Origin of the sequence: Corynebacterium sp. HMSC074H12, assembly GCF_001813755.1 — a bacterium.
GTDB classification, from domain to species: domain Bacteria; phylum Actinomycetota; class Actinomycetes; order Mycobacteriales; family Mycobacteriaceae; genus Corynebacterium; species Corynebacterium hiratae.
Genome location: NZ_KV813940.1, coordinates 2,555 through 19,494 on the forward strand (window position 1 = coordinate 2,555; position 16,940 = coordinate 19,494).

The 16,940-nt window shown below is 62.3% G+C and carries 21 protein-coding genes and 1 CRISPR repeat array; of the genes, 12 read left to right on the plus strand and 9 right to left on the minus strand.

Going from position 1 to position 16,940, the window contains the following annotated elements:
* Positions 1-225: direct repeats of the CRISPR family, unit length 32 nt; unit sequence TCTATCAGGGGTAATGAGAACTGAACCCCAGC.
* A 128-nt stretch (positions 226-353) separates the two neighbouring features.
* The 5 genes from HMPREF2932_RS09745 (at position 354) to menE (ending at position 3,882) form a co-directional block, all read left to right on the plus strand.
* Positions 354-815, plus strand: coding sequence for a DIP1984 family protein (locus HMPREF2932_RS09745; protein ID WP_046647777.1), 462 nt, complete (start codon positions 354-356; stop codon positions 813-815).
* Positions 816-1,179: 364 nt separating this feature from the next.
* Entirely contained in the window at positions 1,180-2,160 is a 981-nt protein-coding gene (locus HMPREF2932_RS09750) for a 1,4-dihydroxy-2-naphthoyl-CoA synthase (protein WP_071410076.1), read from the plus strand.
* A gap of 103 nt (positions 2,161-2,263) precedes the next feature.
* Complete coding sequence (locus tag HMPREF2932_RS09755; RefSeq protein ID WP_046647779.1) at positions 2,264-2,482, plus strand: hypothetical protein; 219 nt, start codon at positions 2,264-2,266, stop codon at positions 2,480-2,482.
* An 84-nt stretch (positions 2,483-2,566) separates the two neighbouring features.
* Positions 2,567-2,728 carry a hypothetical protein gene (locus HMPREF2932_RS13605; protein ID WP_010189743.1) on the plus strand — a complete coding sequence of 54 codons (162 nt, stop codon included), beginning with the start codon at positions 2,567-2,569 and terminating at the stop codon, positions 2,726-2,728.
* Between the two features lie 11 nt (positions 2,729-2,739).
* Entirely contained in the window at positions 2,740-3,882 is a 1,143-nt protein-coding gene (gene menE / locus HMPREF2932_RS09760; RefSeq protein WP_071410077.1) for an o-succinylbenzoate--CoA ligase, read from the plus strand.
* Here the strand turns inward: menE and HMPREF2932_RS09765 are convergent.
* Positions 3,879-4,568, minus strand: a complete 690-nt coding sequence (locus HMPREF2932_RS09765) for a metal-dependent transcriptional regulator (RefSeq protein ID WP_071410078.1) — start codon at positions 4,566-4,568, stop codon at positions 3,879-3,881. The two genes, menE and HMPREF2932_RS09765, sit on opposite strands and share 4 nt — an antisense overlap.
* A 107-nt stretch (positions 4,569-4,675) precedes the next feature.
* Here HMPREF2932_RS09765 and HMPREF2932_RS09770 point away from each other — a divergent pair, with 107 nt between their 5' ends.
* The 5 genes from HMPREF2932_RS09770 to HMPREF2932_RS09790 are packed head-to-tail and all read left to right on the plus strand — an operon-like array spanning position 4,676 to position 8,904.
* A complete protein-coding gene (locus HMPREF2932_RS09770) occupies positions 4,676-5,602 on the plus strand; it encodes a metal ABC transporter substrate-binding protein (RefSeq protein ID WP_071410079.1) in 927 nt (308 codons plus the stop codon).
* A complete protein-coding gene (locus tag HMPREF2932_RS09775; protein WP_046647782.1) occupies positions 5,602-6,312 on the plus strand; it encodes a metal ABC transporter ATP-binding protein in 711 nt (236 codons plus the stop codon). Before HMPREF2932_RS09770 ends, HMPREF2932_RS09775 begins: the two co-directional genes overlap by 1 nt.
* The gene (locus HMPREF2932_RS09780) at positions 6,309-7,163 is read left to right on the plus strand and encodes a metal ABC transporter permease (protein ID WP_010189752.1); all 855 of its coding nucleotides are present in this window, start codon (positions 6,309-6,311) and stop codon (positions 7,161-7,163) included. The genes HMPREF2932_RS09775 and HMPREF2932_RS09780 overlap by 4 nt, the downstream gene beginning before the upstream one ends.
* On the plus strand, positions 7,160-8,014 hold the full coding sequence (locus tag HMPREF2932_RS09785; protein WP_010189755.1) for a metal ABC transporter permease: 855 nt from the start codon (positions 7,160-7,162) through the stop codon (positions 8,012-8,014). The genes HMPREF2932_RS09780 and HMPREF2932_RS09785 overlap by 4 nt, the downstream gene beginning before the upstream one ends.
* A gap of 5 nt (positions 8,015-8,019) precedes the next feature.
* Positions 8,020-8,904, plus strand: coding sequence for a 1,4-dihydroxy-2-naphthoate polyprenyltransferase (locus tag HMPREF2932_RS09790; protein WP_046647783.1), 885 nt, complete (start codon positions 8,020-8,022; stop codon positions 8,902-8,904).
* A gap of 8 nt (positions 8,905-8,912) precedes the next feature.
* Here the strand turns inward: HMPREF2932_RS09790 and HMPREF2932_RS09795 are convergent, their stop codons facing one another.
* Positions 8,913-9,254 carry a DUF4229 domain-containing protein gene (locus tag HMPREF2932_RS09795; RefSeq protein WP_046647785.1) on the minus strand — a complete coding sequence of 114 codons (342 nt, stop codon included), beginning with the start codon at positions 9,252-9,254 and terminating at the stop codon, positions 8,913-8,915.
* Positions 9,255-9,297: 43 nt separating this feature from the next.
* On the opposite strand from HMPREF2932_RS09795, the gene HMPREF2932_RS09800 reads away from it, so the two are divergent.
* A complete protein-coding gene (locus HMPREF2932_RS09800) occupies positions 9,298-9,606 on the plus strand; it encodes a hypothetical protein (RefSeq protein ID WP_049154847.1) in 309 nt (102 codons plus the stop codon).
* On the opposite strand, the gene HMPREF2932_RS09805 is transcribed toward HMPREF2932_RS09800, so the two are convergent.
* The 7 genes from HMPREF2932_RS09805 to hemL all read right to left on the minus strand — a co-directional run bounded on the left by HMPREF2932_RS09805 (position 9,603) and on the right by hemL (position 16,061).
* Positions 9,603-9,860 (minus strand): helix-turn-helix domain-containing protein, encoded by a 258-nt coding sequence (locus tag HMPREF2932_RS09805; RefSeq protein WP_046647787.1) that lies wholly within the window; start codon positions 9,858-9,860, stop codon positions 9,603-9,605. The genes HMPREF2932_RS09800 and HMPREF2932_RS09805 overlap by 4 nt on opposite strands.
* The gene (ccsB, locus tag HMPREF2932_RS09810) at positions 9,861-10,892 is read right to left on the minus strand and encodes a c-type cytochrome biogenesis protein CcsB (protein ID WP_049154848.1); all 1,032 of its coding nucleotides are present in this window, start codon (positions 10,890-10,892) and stop codon (positions 9,861-9,863) included.
* A 141-nt stretch (positions 10,893-11,033) separates the two neighbouring features.
* Positions 11,034-12,665, minus strand: coding sequence for a cytochrome c biogenesis protein ResB (locus tag HMPREF2932_RS09815; protein ID WP_046647788.1), 1,632 nt, complete (start codon positions 12,663-12,665; stop codon positions 11,034-11,036).
* 12 nt (positions 12,666-12,677) lie between these two features.
* The gene (locus HMPREF2932_RS09820; protein ID WP_046647905.1) at positions 12,678-13,463 is read right to left on the minus strand and encodes a cytochrome c biogenesis CcdA family protein; all 786 of its coding nucleotides are present in this window, start codon (positions 13,461-13,463) and stop codon (positions 12,678-12,680) included.
* A 17-nt stretch (positions 13,464-13,480) separates the two neighbouring features.
* On the minus strand, positions 13,481-14,086 hold the full coding sequence (locus HMPREF2932_RS09825; RefSeq protein ID WP_046647790.1) for a TlpA disulfide reductase family protein: 606 nt from the start codon (positions 14,084-14,086) through the stop codon (positions 13,481-13,483).
* A complete protein-coding gene (locus HMPREF2932_RS09830) occupies positions 14,086-14,694 on the minus strand; it encodes a histidine phosphatase family protein (RefSeq protein WP_070547311.1) in 609 nt (202 codons plus the stop codon). Before HMPREF2932_RS09830 ends, HMPREF2932_RS09825 begins: the two co-directional genes overlap by 1 nt.
* Positions 14,695-14,726: 32 nt before the next feature.
* Positions 14,727-16,061 carry a glutamate-1-semialdehyde 2,1-aminomutase gene (hemL, locus tag HMPREF2932_RS09835; protein ID WP_071410080.1) on the minus strand — a complete coding sequence of 445 codons (1,335 nt, stop codon included), beginning with the start codon at positions 16,059-16,061 and terminating at the stop codon, positions 14,727-14,729.
* 202 nt (positions 16,062-16,263) lie between these two features.
* Between hemL and HMPREF2932_RS09840 the strand changes: the two genes are divergently transcribed.
* Complete coding sequence (locus tag HMPREF2932_RS09840; RefSeq protein ID WP_010189769.1) at positions 16,264-16,737, plus strand: hypothetical protein; 474 nt, start codon at positions 16,264-16,266, stop codon at positions 16,735-16,737.
* Positions 16,738-16,940: the final 203 nt, after the last annotated feature.

The following is a 16,940-nucleotide window of genomic DNA, read 5'->3' on the forward strand; positions in this document are numbered from 1 at the left end:
TCTATCAGGGGTAATGAGAACTGAACCCCAGCCTGTCCCAGGCTGCTTCGTACTCTTTTTGGAAGTCTATCAGGGGTAATGAGAACTGAACCCCAGCACAGCTGGCCACCATCATCGTCGCCATCGAAGTCTATCAGGGGTAATGAGAACTGAACCCCAGCAGTCGTCGGTATCCAAGGGCGCGGCTCCGAAGTCTATCAGGGGTAATGAGAACTGAACCCCAGCCGATGATGCTGATTCCCTTGACCATGGAGTCCAAGCTGTCACGACGATTTTGAAATTCTTTCCATCTCCTATTGACAGCGGAGCGTCGTAGCCTTAACTTGATTGCTCTAACTTCTTAAGGAGGAACCATGCTACTTGCTGAAGCCTTGGCCGAGCGCGCCCAGGCGCAGGAGCGCCTCAACTCGCTGAGTGACCGACTCGCGGCAACCGTCCGCATCCAGGAAGGCGATGAACCGGATGAGAACCCGACGGATCTCCTCCGTGAGCTGGAGGGCGTAACCAAGCGCATCGATGAGCTCGTCATCGCGATCAACGCCACAAACACGGCCACCCCGTTCGACGAAGAGATCACGCTGATGGAGGCGCTCGCACTTCGTGATGGACTGCTGCGCAAGCGCCGCATCTACCAGGGATTGGCAGAGCGCGCGGGTGCGCGCCACGACCGCTACTCCCGCTCCGAGATCAAGTTCGTGGCCACCGTGCCCGTGCCGAAGTTGCGCGAGCGCGCCGACGATCTGGCCCGCCAGTACCGCGAACTGGATACCCGCATCCAGCAGCTGAACTGGAATACGGAACTGATAACTAAATAGCGACTGCCGCTAGTTGTGCCGCATTCTTGCGGCACGTAGTCATGTCGTTCGACATGTAGTCACGTCGCGCGCCTCATGCGCGCGACGGTAGCCCACACCCTTCGCAGCGAGCGCAACCCTTACTGGGCAGGGAAGAGCCCAGTGCTTCTCAGGCGCCTTCGTAGCGCAAGAAGGCAGGGAGGTTCGATTCCGTCCCACTGTATGGTGTACCGCGCTGGTACGGAGTACACGTGCACATTGACGGGGATAATCCCGCAGTATTGTTTATTGTTTATCACCGCCGCGCTGGGCGGAGAGTGTGGGTGAGGGTTGGGAATGGGGACTATACTTCCGGCGCACTGCTTTCCAATTAAGCTGGTGTGCCATGAGCGAGCAGAAGAACTACAGCACCGATAATCCTTTCAAGCCGGAACTCTGGCGCCCCGTCGAGGGCTTTGAGGACCTCACGGACATCACCTACCACCGTCTCATCAGTGACGGTCCGAAGCCACAGCGTAAGGACGGCATCGTCCGCATCGCCTTCGACCGCCCAGAGGTGCGCAACGCGTTTCGCCCGCACACCGTGGATGAGCTCTACCGCGCGCTGGACCACGCGCGCCGCACGCCGGATGTCGGCACGGTGTTGCTAACCGGCAACGGGCCTTCCCAGAAAGACGGCGGCTGGGCGTTTTGCTCCGGCGGCGACCAGCGCATCCGCGGCCGCTCCGGGTACCGCTACGCCACCGAGCACGAGCACGATGACGCGACTGCCGACGAATCCACTGTCGACACCGCCCGCGAAAAAGTTGAGGGCGGCCGCCTGCACATCCTGGAGGTCCAGCGCCTCGTCCGCACCATGCCCAAAGTGGTCATCGCCGTGGTTAACGGCTGGGCCGCCGGCGGCGGGCACTCCCTGCACGTGGTGTGCGATATGACCATCGCCTCCCGCCAGGAAGCACGCTTCAAGCAAACCGACGCCGACGTCGGCTCCTTCGACGCCGGCTATGGCTCGGCCTACTTGGCCAAGATGGTGGGCCAAAAGTACGCCCGCGAGATCTTCTTCTTGGGCCGCACCTATGACGCGCAGCGCATGTACGAAATGGGTGCCGTCAACGAGGTAGTTGACCACGCCGACTTGGAGGATGCCGCCATCCAGATGGGGCGCGAAATCAACATGAAGTCCCCCACCGCCCAGCGCATGCTCAAGTTCGCTTTCAACCTCACCGATGATGGCCTCATGGGCCAGCAGGTCTTCGCTGGAGAAGCCACGCGCCTGGCCTACATGACCGACGAGGCCGTCGAAGGCAAGGAATCCTTCCTGGAAAAGCGCGAGCCCAACTGGGATGACTTCCCGTATTACTACTAGGCCTCCATCGAGGGCTAGTGCCTTCTCTTCCACCCGAAAGATAAAAAACGGGTAATATCCGGGACAGTTAACGCCAGTAACTATAGCTCCCACGGAGGCAACCTTGACCACGGAGAAAATCAATCAGATAACCCGCCCAATCGGACTTGTCCTCTGCCTAATCCTTTTGGTTTCCCTGCGGCACTTTACCGAATGGTCATGGCTGCTACGGGCGGGCGTCGCCGTTGGCGCAACCATCGCCGCCATGCTGGTGCTGGTTTTTATCCTAGGTTGCTTCTCCACAGAAGAAAACACCCCCGAGACACACGAGGCCACTTCTTAAGGCTCAAGCCAGTAGGGAGGGCAGGTAGGGACCTGCCAGCTATCCTAATTACCACCAATCACCTTCACCCAGGGAGAGCCTGAAGTGCTGTATTTCGCCATTGCCCTCGCTGCCATCGCGCTCATTGCCGTCATTGCGTCTCGAGTGTGGATGTTGCGCCGCATCCAGCAGGCTCAGAGGGACGGTGAGCGCCCCTTCGATCAGGAGGATGAGCTCATCAACCCTTACGAACACCGCGGGCGGTAACCTAGCTAACCGTGACCATCCTCTCTCCTCTGCCTGTCAATCCACATGACCCCGCCGCCATCCTCCCTGATCTGGAAGCGGCCATCGCAGGACAAGCCACCTTCCTGCCCGTCCCGGCGGAGGACTGCACCCGCGCGCAGCTGCTGCGCAACCACATGCGCGCAGGAGAACCCATTGATTCCCCCATCGCGCTGGTCGTGGCCACCTCTGGGTCCACGGGCACGCCGAAGGGCGCGCAACTCACGGCCGCCAACTTGGTCTCCAGCGCCGATGCCACGCACCGCGCTCTCGGCGGCACCGGCCAGTGGCTGCTGGCCATGCCCGCCTCCCACATCGCGGGCATCCAGGTGCTGGTCCGCTCGCTCGTCGCGGGCGTGGAGCCGCTCTGCCTTGACCTGTCAGAAGGGTTTTCCGTCCCCGATTTCGCCCGCGCCGCGCACGAGCTGGCCGCCACTGGGGATCGCTCCTACACGGGCCTGACCCCAATGCAGCTGGCCAAGGCCATGGATTCGCTCGAGGGCATCGAGGCCCTGCGCACCTTTGATGCCATCCTCGTCGGGGGCGCTGCCACCCACCCGCAACTGCTGGACTCGGCGAAGAAGCTGCGCATCAACATCGTCACCACGTACGGTTCCTCAGAGACTTCCGGCGGCTGCGTCTACAACGGCCAGACACTGGATAGCGCGCGCGTGCGCATCGGCGAGGAGAACCGCATCTACCTCGGCGGGCCCATGATTGCGCAGGGCTACCGCAACGTGGACTCAGAGGCCTTTATGGTCGATGAATCCGGCACCTCCTGGTTTGCTACCTCTGACGCCGGCGCGCTTCACGACGGCCACCTCACCATCACCGGGCGCCTCGACAACATCCTGAACACCGGCGGGCTCAAGCTCCACCCGGAGCAGCTCGAACAACACATCCTGCGCGTGCCGGGCGTGGACGGCGTGTGCGTCGTCGGCATCCCGGATCCGCGCTTGGGTCAGATGGTCGTTGCCGCCTATAGCGGTTGGGCCTCCCGCGCGGATATCCTCGAAGCCCTCGATGAGCTTCCGCGGTGGCAGGTACCGAAGGATCTGGTGCGCGTCGACAAGCTGCCCACCACCGGCCCCGGCAAGGTGGACCGCCTCGCCGTCGCCCGCCTGTGGAGCGCCTAATTCTCCACTTCGCTAATGCTGCGTACGGCGATACCGCGCGCAGCGGATTCCCCGAGGGGGAAGTGCGCACCGCCGTCGACGGCAACCTCGAGCACACCCGCGACCGAGGGGGCAACGACGGACAATTCCACTCCCGGCCGCACTCCATTTTTATCCAGGTAGCGCAGAAATTCGCCATCCGCGTCAGTGACCTGCTCCACGGTGACGGGGGTCTGCGCGGGGACGTCGATAAGCGTAATGCGCGAGACCGGCTCGGCAGTGCCATCCGGGGCAGGTATGGGATCACCATGCGGATCGCGGGCGGGGTTGCCCAGGAAAGAATCGAGGCGTTCAACGAGCCTGTCGGACGTCGCATGCTCTAGCATTTCCGCCTCATCGTGCACCTCATCCCAGGTATAGCCCAGAGTGCGCACGAGGAAGGTTTCCAGGAGTCGATGCCGGCGCACCATTGCCACAGCCAGCCGCCGGCCTTCCTCAACAAGCCGGACTCCAAAGTAGCGTTCATGTTCCACCAGCCCCTTCGCGGCCAGGCGCTTGACCGCCTCCGACGTGGTGGGCAGCTTCTGCCCCGCCGCTTTAGCTAGGTCCCCCAGCGGCATCGCGGTATTAGCGCCCTCTTTCTCCTCATAGGTCCAGAGGATCTTGAGGTAATCCTGGGTACGTTCGGGCAGCTCGCTGATGTGCATACCCCCATCGTAGTTCAGCCTATTGCTTCCAACGGTTTCAGCACTTATGCTCTTTCAAGTTCAATCTGTTGAACATCGACATTCACTTTTAATAAGAGAGGTTTCCCGTGAAGAAAATTATTGCCCTTCCCCTCGCTTCCCTCGTGGTCGCAAGCACGCTGAGCGCCTGCACCAGCAGCGACTCCACCGAAGCCCAGAACGATAACCTGACGATCTTCGCCACGACTGGTTACTTGGCTGATGCGGCCGCCAATATCGCCCCGGACGCCGACATCACCACCATGGTCGGTCCCGGCGGCGATCCGCACACCTACCAGCCCACCACGCGCGATATTGAAAAGATGCAGGACGCCGACCTCGTCCTCTGGAATGGCCTTCACCTCGAGGCGCAAATGGTGGACCAGCTCTCCTCCCTCGGTGAGAAGCAGCTAGCTGTCGGCGAACAGCTCGATACTGCTGACCTTCTGCCGTGGCCCGAGCAAGGTGACAAGGGCGAAAAACTCTACGACCCGCACATCTGGAATAGCCCCGAGCTGTGGAGCCAGGTCGTCGATCACATCGGCACCAAACTCGGCGAAATCGACTCTGACAATGCCGAAGACTATGCCGCGGCCGCCGATGAATATGAAGACAAGATTGCAGCCGCGCATGACAAAGCGGCTAAGGAACTCGAAAACGCCTCCCCGCGCGTCCTCATCACCGGCCATGACGCCTTCAACTACTTCGGCAAGACCTTCGACTTTGAAGTCCAAGCCACCGACTTCGTGACCACCGAAGCCACCAAGTCCGCCACTGAGATCTCCGAGCTCGCGGATACGATCGCGGAGAAGAAGGTCCCCGTTATCTTCCAAGATAACCAGGCGAACCCACAGGCCATCACTTCTCTCAAGGAAGCCGTAGAAACCCGCAACTGGACAGTCACCATCTCGGATGAAGAGCTCTTTGCCGATACCCTCGGCCCGGAAGCCCCCACCGATACCTACCTCGGAGCCTTCGAACATAACGCTAGCGCCGTGGCGAAAGCACTAAGCTAATGCTCAGCGTAGGAAACCTCACCGCCGGCTATCCCCGCACGCCGGTGCTTCACGACGCCTCCTTCACCCTCACCCCCGCGACTATCACCGGGCTGGTAGGCGCGAATGGGTCGGGAAAGTCCACTCTGGTCCGCACGCTGGTGGGGCTCCTTCCGCCTCTAGCCTGCGGGTCGATGACCTTCGATGGCGTCGATCTGGCACATTTTCGGCAGCGGCTCGGATATATGCCACAACATGCGGATATCGACTGGAATTACCCTGCCACCGCCTTCGACATCGCCCTGATGGGCCGCACCGCCGGGCTGCGCTGGTGGCAGTGGCCCAGCCGCGCTGACAAAGACGCCGCCCACGCAGCACTTGCGCGCACCGGAATGCAGGCACACGCGCAGCTGCCGATTTCCGCCCTGTCTGGTGGTCAGCGCCAGCGCGTGTTGTTGGCGCGCACGCTCGTTAGCGAGCCGGAATTCATCATCCTCGACGAGCCCTTCGCTGGTGTCGATGCCGCGAGTCAGCGCGCCATCATGGATGTACTCAAGGAACTGCGCGAGAACGGCGTGACCATCCTGCTGGTGCATCACAACCTGGCGGAGGTCGCCGACTTTTGCGATGAGGTCCTCATGGTCGGCCACGGCCGGCTCATTGCTGCTGGCCCCACCGAGCAGGTACTTACCGAGTCCGCCATTGCCGACATGTTTTCCCTGCCATCATGAACCCACTCGAGCTTCTTCAGAACTACACCTATACCCAGGCACTCCTGGGCACCGTGCTCATCGGTGGCTGCGCTGGCGCGCTAGGCCCACTGGTATATGTTCGCCGCACCAGCCTGCTGGCCGATGCCATCTCGCATTCTTCCCTGCCTGGACTGCTCACCGCCTTCCTCGTGGCCACCGCCATTGGCTGGGACGGGCGAAATGTCTGGCTTCTTTCTTGCGGCGCCCTGCTCACCGGAACCCTCGCGGTGGGGTGCATTCACCTCATCCCGCGGTTAACTCCCCTGGGGCAAACCACTGCGATGGCGGCCACGCTAACCACATTTTTCTCGGTGGGCATGCTGCTCATGCAGTATATTTCCCGCCGACCATTGCCTGGCAAGGCCGGAATCCAGGATTATTTGCTGGGAAATGCCTCCACGCTCACTCGCGCGGATGTACGGTCCACACTCATCATCGGTGGCTGCGTGCTGCTTTTTCTTTTCCTCATTCACACCCGGCAGGCCGCAGTCACTTTTGATTCAAGTTTTGCCCAGGTAGCCGGCATCCGCACCTCGTTCCTCAACGCGGCTAGTTTCTTCGCCCTCACCGCCATCACGGTGCTCGGCGTCAAAGTCGTCGGCGTAGTGCTCATGGTCGCCGTGGTCATCAGCCCTGCCGCCGCTGCCCGCCCCTGGACCACGCGCTTGCTACCTTTCATCGCGCTCTCCGGGTTCTTCGGCGCGGCCACCGCTGCTCTCGGCTGCTATGTCTCCATTGCGCACGGCCCGCTGCCCACCGGTCCGGTCATCGTCCTGGCTCAGGCGGCGCTCGTCACTATCAGCCTCACCAGTAGAAAGCTAGCCTCATGACCCTCGCCGCGACCGCTTGTCTCCTTGCCGTTCTGACGGCCTTGGCCTGTGCTATCCCCGGCACCTTTGTTGTCCTCAAAGGCCAGGCCATGCTGATCGACGGCATCGGCCATGCCGTCCTTCCCGGAATTGCCGTCGGCTACCTCTTTACCGCAGATCTAGATTCACCCATCTTGCTCGTTACCGCGGCCGCTGGCGCCTTGGTGGTGGCGTTGGGAACTGACGCACTACAGCGCAGCCCGCTGGTGACTGCTGATTCCGCCCTCGGATTGGTCTTTCCCGCCCTGTTTGCCGCCGGAGTCATCCTGATTTCTACGCACATGAGCCACGTGCACCTTGATGTCCACGCCGTTCTCGTCGGCGATCTCAACCTCGCGGCCTTCTCCAATCCCAACTATTGCTACATCATGGCCGCAGTGCTGGGTATCAATGCTCTCTTCCTCGCCCTTACACTGCCGCGTTTATCCGCCACGACTTTTGACGCCGATTTTTGTGCCGCACGCGGGGTGCCCACGCGCGTTCTTCACATCATATTTATGACCGTGGTTGCCTGCACCGCCACCGCCGCCTTTCACGCTGCCGGTGCCATGCTGGTCATCGCTCTCATGGTATTCCCGACGATGACCGCGCGGCTGCTTACTCAGCGCGTGCCCACGCTGGTGTTGACCGCCTGTGGCGTTGCCGCTATCAGCGCGGTCGTGGGATTTTGGGTTGCCTATGTCCTTGACGCGGCTACCTCTGCCGCAATGACAGTCACCAATGCCGTTATTTTCGTTGCAGTGCTCATCATCTACCGCTTTCGCCAACGCACCAGCTCATTGCCGCAGCACACCACACCAGTGGCACAATAGTGAGCATGTCTGCCTATTCCGCCACTCCTGCCGATTGGCTCCAGGGTGCTCGCCCGCACACCTGGGCCAATGCTTTTGCTCCTGTTATCGCTGGTACCGGTGCCGCCGCCGCGGCCCACGGTCTGCACTGGGGACGCGCATTGCTGGCACTCATCGTGGCCTGGGCTCTTATCATCGGCGTGAACTACGCCAACGACTACTCCGATGGCATCCGCGGCACCGATGATGACCGCACCGGCCCCCAGCGGCTTACCGGCGGCGGGCTGGCCAAACCGCAACACGTCAAGTTCGCCGCCTTCGCCTCCTTCGGCGTGGCGGCTATCGCGGGCATCTCACTCTCCCTAGCTGCCAACGCCGCCTCGTTCATCCTCGTCGGCGCCGTGTGTATCGCCGGTGCCTGGTTCTACACCGGTGGCAAGAACCCCTACGGCTACCGCGGGTTCGGGGAAATCGCCGTTTTCGTGTTCTTCGGACTCGTCGCGGTCCTAGGTACCGAGTACACACAGGCCGGCCGCATCACGTGGACAGGCCTTGCCTTAGCCGTGGGTATCGGCGGTATGAGTGCGGCGGTAAACCTGGCCAATAACATCCGGGACATCCCCTCCGATAAGGCCACCGGCAAGATCACTTTGGCGGTGCGCCTGGGTGATAAAAAGTCCCGCACGCTATTCATGACCCTCTTGCTGCTGCCGGTACTACTCACCATCGGCCTAGCCTTCGATTCCTGGGCCGCGCTCGCTTCGCTGCTCTACTTCCCTCTCGCGCTGGGTGCTATCCGCACCGTCAACCGCGGCGCACGCGGCCCGAAACTCATCCCAGTACTTGGCATGGCCGGCCGCGCGATGCTGGTGTGGGCGGTTATCAACGCTGTAGCGCTGGCTCTGGTTTAACCACCGATTTAGCGGCCAGCCAGCTCCTCTTGGACCCACTTCTTGTGGGCCTTGCGCTGCGCGGAGTACTCCGCCAGCGTCTGAGTGGCTTCCATGCGCCACGTGGAGAAGATCAGCATGGACAGCGGCAGCGCCACAAACAACGCCAACAGGGCGGAGACCAGCAGCGGAAAGGTCCCGAGAACCGCCATGGCCAGCAGCTGAATCACCGCGGTGAGCACAATGAACAGCACCACGCGGGCAGCCCCGTACTTCCACAAAGCGACGCGGGAGCGGCGCTTGAGCGCCGGGTCCGGCTGGGGCGGTTCGGAGTTCTGGGAGGCGTTGGTGGTGTTTTCTGTCTGACTCATAATTCTCACTTTTGCTTTGCGGGCATTCCGTAGAATACAACGCATGGGTCGATTGATACTACTACTCTTGTTTGTCCTCGCGGCGGTCCTCGTATGGAAGGCCTTTGGTCCGTCGAGTTGGAATAAGAAGGTGCAGCAGACACAGCAGCCGCAGCGCCCCGCAATCAAGGGCCCAGACGATGACGAAGAGTTCCTGTGGAACCTAGAGAAGCAGCGCTTCAAAGAGCGCCGCGCCAGGGAGCGGGAGGCAGAGCGCCAAGAAGAAGAGCGCCGCCGTCGCTCACAGGGTTCACAAGGTTCCCAGAAACCCAAGGCCCCCGAGGACAAAGACAATAAAGCCGACGAAGCCTAAGCCTTCGGCTCGAAGGTCATCTCAAGGCCGAGGGCCTCAGCCACCGCAATCACCTTTTCCCAGCGCACGCCAGAGCCGCCGTGCTCGATGGTGTGCAGCGTGGAGCGCGAAATCCCGGCCTTCTCAGCCAGCTCCTGCTGCAAGATACCGAGTTCTCGGCGGCGCTGCGCAAAGCCCTCACCGAGAGCGATGAGCTGCGGGTTATCGCCCGCCGGCTTGCCCTGTTTGTGCCGCGGCTTAGGGGTATCCGCCATTTAGTTCAGCCCCGCATAGGAGTGCAGGCCGGAGACAACCATGTTGATGAAGAACAGGTTGAAGATCATGAGCAGCATCGCCGCGATGTTGATATACGGCGCGGCCTTGCGGAAGGCCGGCGTCGCGCGGGCGTGCAGGTAGGCGGCGTAGAGGATCCAGGTGGCGAAGGATACGGTCTCCTTCGGGTCCCAGCCCCAGTAGCGTCCCCATGTGGACTCGGCCCAAATAGCGCCCAGTACAATACCCAGGCCCAGAGTCGGCAGCGTCACCACGCCCAAGCGGTAGGCCAAGCGGTCCAACTTCTTAGCAGAAGGAAGCGGGCGGGCAAGCGCACCAAAGAAACCGGACTCACTGCCCTTCGGCTGGAACTCACGCAGCACGCTGAGCAAAGAAGCGATACCGGAGACCACGCCGATGGACGCACCCAATGAGACCACAGTGACGTGGATGGGCAGCCAGTGAGACTGGAGTGCCGGAACCACCGGAGCGGATTCCGCATAGAGCTTGGTGGAGCCGTAGAACATCAGCGCCAGAATCGGCGTGAGCAGCCACGGCCACAGAGTGCGCCATTCCTTGCGCTGCATGGCGATGGTCGCCACCACCATGGCGCCGGCGGTCACCATGAGCACGTACTCGTAGAGGTTGCCAAACGGGAAACGCCCCGTGGCCAGGCCGCGCAGCACAATGGCCGCCAAGTGTAAGGCGATACCCAACCACAGGAGCATCTGCGTCATGCCGCCGAGCTTGTCGGCGTTCTCCCGCTTCTTCGACAGATCCGCGTCTAGGTCAGCATCGGGGCCAGTGCTGGCTGTCGGGGGGACGTCGCCAAGCGCGGCACTGTCTGCCGAGGCCCCCACGCTAGCGAGTTCGCGCTGCTGCGCCACAGCAGTCGTGCGGGAGCGCATCGCCTCGATGATGCTGTGCATCCGGCCGTAGTAGACCAGGGACAACACCAAGGCGAGAGCATAAACGACGAACGCGGTTTGCACCGCGATGTCGGAAAAGTTGGACAGATTTTGATCAACCTGCATGAGTGGGAAACCTTGCCTTCACAATCGTGCCTACACCGTGCTTCACGCACGAGGCTGCATGAGCGGAGAGATTTATGGTGCTCATCAGAGTACCCCCCTTCAGCGGGAGTATCCAACTTTTGACGGATAGCTTTCTCACCTTTAGTCGGCGGAGTAGAGTTCGTCCTCCTCCACCTCATCGGGATCCGGCAGTTCCAGGAGCTCGCGGTGAAGCTCATGGAATTCCTCAGACCAGCCCGCGCGGTCGGTGCGGGCAAGACCGCCCATCTCAATATCGGTGCCACCATTGGCCCCCGGCCGGATGCGCACCCACACGCGGCGGCGCTTGATCACCAGCGAGCCAACCAGGGATACCAGCATGACCAGCGCGGACACGAGAACCCAGCTCTGGAAGGGGTCATAGGAAACCTGGTAGTTCGCAAACTCGGAGGCACCGTCGAAGGTGATCTTCGTGCCGTCGTCCAGCGTGACCGATTCACCCTGGTTCAGGTTGACGCGGTCGATCTTCTGCAGCTGGCCCGTGTGGACCAGGTTGGAATCGAGGGAGAAGAGGGACTGCGGGGTACCCGTGTCCAGGCCGGCATCGCCGCGGTAGATATCGATAGCCACGGCCGGATCCAGCATCGCCGGGTAGGAAGACTGCAACAGCTTGCCGCTCTCGCCGGACCACTCGGCGGTCGGGGCAAACAGGCCCTGGATGGCGATCTGGTTCTGGCGGCGCTCAAACAGGTCCGGGTACATGCCCGCCGGCGGGTCGAAGCGCATCACTCCCGACGAGAGGAAGAACGTGGTGTCAGTGGGCTGAAATTGGATGGTCTGCGTGCGCTTCTCACCGTTAGGCCACTCCACCGTCATGGTCGGCGCAAAACCGTGGCCCTGCAGGTAAACGCGGTTTTTGTCAATGCGCAGCGGGTGATTGACCTGCAGCTGGTAGTCCTCCCAGGTCTCCGGGTCCGTGAAGATGTCGTCGCCGGCGGCATAGGACACGTTCGAGGTGAACATCTCCGCCTGGCCATTGGGCAGGTAGTCCGCGGTGAAGTCGTGGGCCAAGAAGCAGAAGGGGTGCAGGCCGGTGCCGTCGAATAGCGGGCCGGCGCGGAAGGAGTCATAGACGGAGGTGGAGGTGTTGCAGAACTCCGTGGATTGCGCCTGCTCTTGGGTCTGCCCCTGGGAGTTCTTCTCCGTGACCACGATGACCTGTCCCTCGTAGTGCACCAGGCGCCCGGCTGCCATGGTGAGCAAGATTGCCACCAACGCGATGTGGAAGATGAGGTTGCACAGCTCGCGGGCATAGCCGCGCTCCGCGGAGAAGGATTGCGCACCCGCGCGGTCCTTCTCGGGCGAGACCTCGGAGACCCGCCACTTCTTCAGCATGGTTGTGGTGGCCGCTGCGATCTCCTCCGGGGACTTTTCCGAATGCCCGGTGGCGTTGAGCGGCATCTTTTCCAGATACTTCGGCGCGCGCGTCGGCGGTGTGCGGTAGGCCTTGTAGTGATCCCAGGAGCGCGGGATGATGCAGCCCACCAGAGAAATCATGAGCAGGACGTAGATGGCCTGGAACCAGACGGAGGAGAAGACGTCGAAAAGCTGCAGCTTGTCGTAGATCTCCGCCACCTTGCCGTTGGTCTCAATGAAGTCGTTGACGTTAGATTCATTGAGCGAGCGCTGCGGCAGGAGCGATCCGGGAATGGCGGCGATGGCCAGCAAGAAGAGCAGCGCCAGCGCGGTGCGCATGCTGGTCAGCCAGTGCCAGGCCTTGCGGATATATCTCACGAAAAATCTCCTTTACAGCAGCGTCGCGCCATAGGACACGGTCCACTGGCGGATGGCGTTGATGAAATCTCCCCACAGCCCGGTCAGCAGCGCCAGGCCGACGAGGATCATGGCGATGCCCCCGAGAATCTGGATGGTCCGGGAGTGCTCCCGCATCCAGGTCACGGTGCGCATGGCCTTAGCGGAGCCCAGTGCCACGAGCAAGAAGGGCAGGCCCAGGCCCAGGCAGTAGCCAATAATGAGGATGGTGCCGCGCAGCGCGGTGGTTCCCTCGGTGCCGGCGGAGACAGACAGGATGGCAGCCAGCGTGGGGCCCAAGCACGGGGTCCAGCCCAGGGCGAAAACCCCGCCGAGCAGCGGCGCGCCCAGCCACGTGGTCCAGCGCCGCGGCGCCATGCGCGTGTCCTTCTGTAGTACCGGCACCACGCCCATGAACACCACACCCATGAGGATGGTGATGACACCGCCGGCGCGCATGAGGGTATCCGCGTTGAGCGTCAGCGCCGAAATGGCGCCGAAGACTGACACGGTGGCTAGGACGAAAACGACGGTAAAGCCCAGCACGAAGAGTGCTGCGGCACCGACGACGGCCCAACGCCGGCGCTTGCCGACGCCCACCCCCAACTCCTCGTCATAGCTCACCTCACCGCCGACCACGGAGGCGAGGTAAGAGATATAGCCAGGAACCAGTGGAACCACACAGGGTGAGGCGAAGGAGACCAATCCGGCCACGGCCGCGGCGAGCACTCCGATCAGGAGCGGGCCGGACACGGCGGCATCGGCGAAGCTTTGCCCCATACCGTCAGCGGCAAGGATCACTGTTCTTTCTCCAGTTCGTCGACGACCTCGAGGACATCCTTTTCCGTGATCTCGGTCAGGAAGACCGCGGCGGGGCGGTGCTGCTTATCCAGAACAATGGTGGTGGGCACCACGGAGGTGGGCACGCCGCCGAGGGCCGCAGCCGTCTTGAAGGGCGGGTCGTAGATGGAGGGGTACTCTAGGCCGTTATCGGCCATAAAGTCCCGGGAGATCTCCGGGTTGAAGTCCTTGACGTTAATACCCAGTACGGTGCCGACCTTGCGCTTTTGCAGCTCCGCGTGGATGGCCTGGAGGTCATCCGATTCGGAGCGGCACGGCGCGCACCACTGACCCCAGGAGTTGAGGACGACGATCTGGTCTTTGAAATCCGAAAGCTTGATCGTCGTGGACTCATCCCGCAGGTCCTCACCGGAGAAATCCTTGAGCGGCTTGCGGTCTTCCTCCGCATAGCGGATGGTGGTCTGCCCGCCGGGCGAGATGAACTCGAAGGTGCCGCCGGAAGCCACGGCGTTCTGCGCGTTTTCCTCGCTTTGCGCACAGCCTGCCAAGGCAAACACAGCAAGGACACCGGCCGCGGCGGCGCGGATAGTTCTGCGTCCCATTAGATGTCCTGCGCCGGTTCGGAGTAGAAGATATCGATGATCTCGCGGTCGCGGTAGACCAGCGAGGTCACCGAGGCCAGGTCGCATTCGCGGTCCCACGGCGCGTGGGCCAGGCGCTTGCCCAGCACGGTGCGCTGCACCATGACGATGGGCAGCTGGTGGGAGACCACAATGGCCTCGTGTCCCTCAGCCTTGGAACGGGCACGCTCGGCGGCATCCATCATGCGCGCGGCGATCTCCTCGAAAGGCTCGCCCCACGAGGGCTCAAGCGGGTTGACCATGAGCGGCCAGCGCTGCGGGTTCCACAGCTGCGAGTTCCAGCCCTTGGTGCGCAGGCCCTCGAAGCGGTTACCGGACTCGATGACGCCCTTGTCGACGTCCACCTCCAAGCCCGTCACCTTCGCAATCGGCATCGCGGTTTCCTGCGCGCGCTGCAACGGCGAGGCCGCCAGGTAGGTCACGTCATGGCCTTCGAAGGCTTTCGCCGTGCGTGCGGCCATGGAATGCCCACGGGAGGACAAGTGATAGCCCGGGATGCGCCCGTAGAGGATCTTATCCGGGTTATAAACCTCGCCGTGGCGGACGAAGTGGACGATGGTGGTGGACATATGCCTGTGTCTATCCCCTCAACATGGTTGGTTTATTGCGGGCGCTGCGCGCTGGCAGCGGCCTGGGCGGCAGGCTTGAGAGCTGCCTCGATTACCTCAAAATCATTGTCCGTGAGCGCGTCAGAGACAAACCAGGTCTCGAAGGCTGACGGCGGAACGTACACGCCGCCTTCCAGCAGTGCGTGGAAGAAGGGAGCGAAACGCCAGGTATCGGCTGCCTGCATATCGGCGAAGTTACGGCCCTGGCCCTCGGCGAAGCGGATGGAGAACATCGTCTCCGCGCGCTGGATGTGGTGTGCCACTCCGGCGGCGCTCAGTGCCTCGGTGATGAGGCCGGTCAGGCGGTCCGCGTTGGCCTGCAGGCGCGGGTACAGCTCTTCGTTGGCCAGTTCCAGGGAAGCCAGACCGGAGGCCATCGCCACCGGGTTACCGGACAGCGTGCCCGCCTGGTAGACAGGACCGGACGGTGCCAGCGAGGCCATGACGTCGGCGCGACCGCCGAAGGCAGCTGCGGGCAGACCACCGGAGACCACCTTGCCGAAGGTCACCAGGTCACCCGCTACCCCATCGACGCCAAACCAACCCTTGTAGGAGGTACGGAAGCCGGTCATGACCTCGTCGAGGATGAGCAGGGCGCCGTCGGCATGCGCGATCTCCTTGAGCGCGGCGTTGAAGCCCTCCTCCGGGGCCACGGTGCCCATGTTGCCGGCGGCTGCTTCCGCGATAATGCAGGCGATCTCTCCCGGGTGCGCGGCAAAGGCCTCGCGGACGGCGTCGAGATCGTTGTAAGGGACAACGATGGTATCTGCGGCCGAAGCGCCGGTTACGCCCGGGGAATCCGGGAGCGCGAAGGTGGCCACGCCGGAGCCAGCCGACGCCAACAGCGCATCCACGTGGCCGTGGTAGCAGCCTTCAAACTTCAGGACCTTGGCGCGGCCGGTAAAACCGCGGGCCAGGCGCACGGCGGACATGGTGGCCTCGGTACCGGAGTTGACCAGGCGCACCTGCTCCACGGCGGTGCGCTTGACGATGTGCTCCGCCAACAGCGTCTCGCCCTCGGTCGGGGCACCGAAGGAGAGGCCGTCGGCAGCCGCCTTCTGCACTGCCTCCACGATGGCCGGGTGGGCATTGCCGTGGATCATCGGGCCATAGGAGCTGACCAGGTCGACGTACTCGTTGCCGTCGATATCCCAAAGGCGGGAGCCCTCACCGCGAGCGATAACGCGGGCTTGGCCGCCCACGGATCCGAAGGCGCGGACCGGGGAATTCACACCGCCCGGGGTGACCTTGGTGGCGCGCTCGAACCACTCGGCGGACTGGGACGTATTCTGCTGGTTTAGCTGGCTGGAGTTAGGCATAGCCCACATTGTATCGGTTTTAGCCCTATACAAAAGTTGGAGTCCCCTCGTGTCTTGCAGCCTCCTCTCCACCACCTCGCGAGCACCCTGAGCGCGCTCGCGCTGCGCACCCGCCATGGGAACGCTATGCTGGCAGCACACTGTTGATTCTGCCTTTCTTTAATTAAGCGCTGGGGTGCGCTGTGGGAGGCACTACTTAAGGGGGATTCCCATGGCATCGCGCCGTATTCTTGTCATTTTTGCTTGCCTTCCGCTTTCTGCCTGCGCTGCCACGCAGGCAGAACCTGCTCCGCGAGCCGAGCCCAACCCCACCACCTCGGCCCAGCTGCCTTCCTGGAAGCCTGATGCGGTACCCCAGCCGGTCAACCGCTTGGGTGACACCACCTCCATCGCGCCAGCTCCGGCTGAACCGGAACCTACGGCCGAAGCACCAGCTCCCGCACCCGTAGTAGCCGAAACACCCACGCCACGCGTCGAAGTAGAAACCGTCACCGTCCGCGCGCCAGCGCCCGCACCAGCACCGGCGCCACGCCCGGCCCCACCGCAGCGGCCCAAACCCAAGCTAGAACTGCCCGAGCCTCCGCAGATTCCCCTCCCGCCGGAAGTCCAGGAGGGTCTCGATCAGCTACCCAAACTGCCGCCTTTGCCGAAGGCGGAGGAGATCTACATCGATGTGCCCTTCTAAAAGTCAGATGCCACATACGTTTCGATCAAATAGTGGCAGAAAATCACCCATTTTCGGGACCTTAATTGATCGAAACGTCACCAGACCTCATAGCCTCGCACCATCTAAGGGTAGACCCTGATCTACCTCCTATATTCCCCCACTGCGCATGACAAGACACATGCCCGAGAGTTAATCTGAACCCGATTTCAATGACGGCGTTA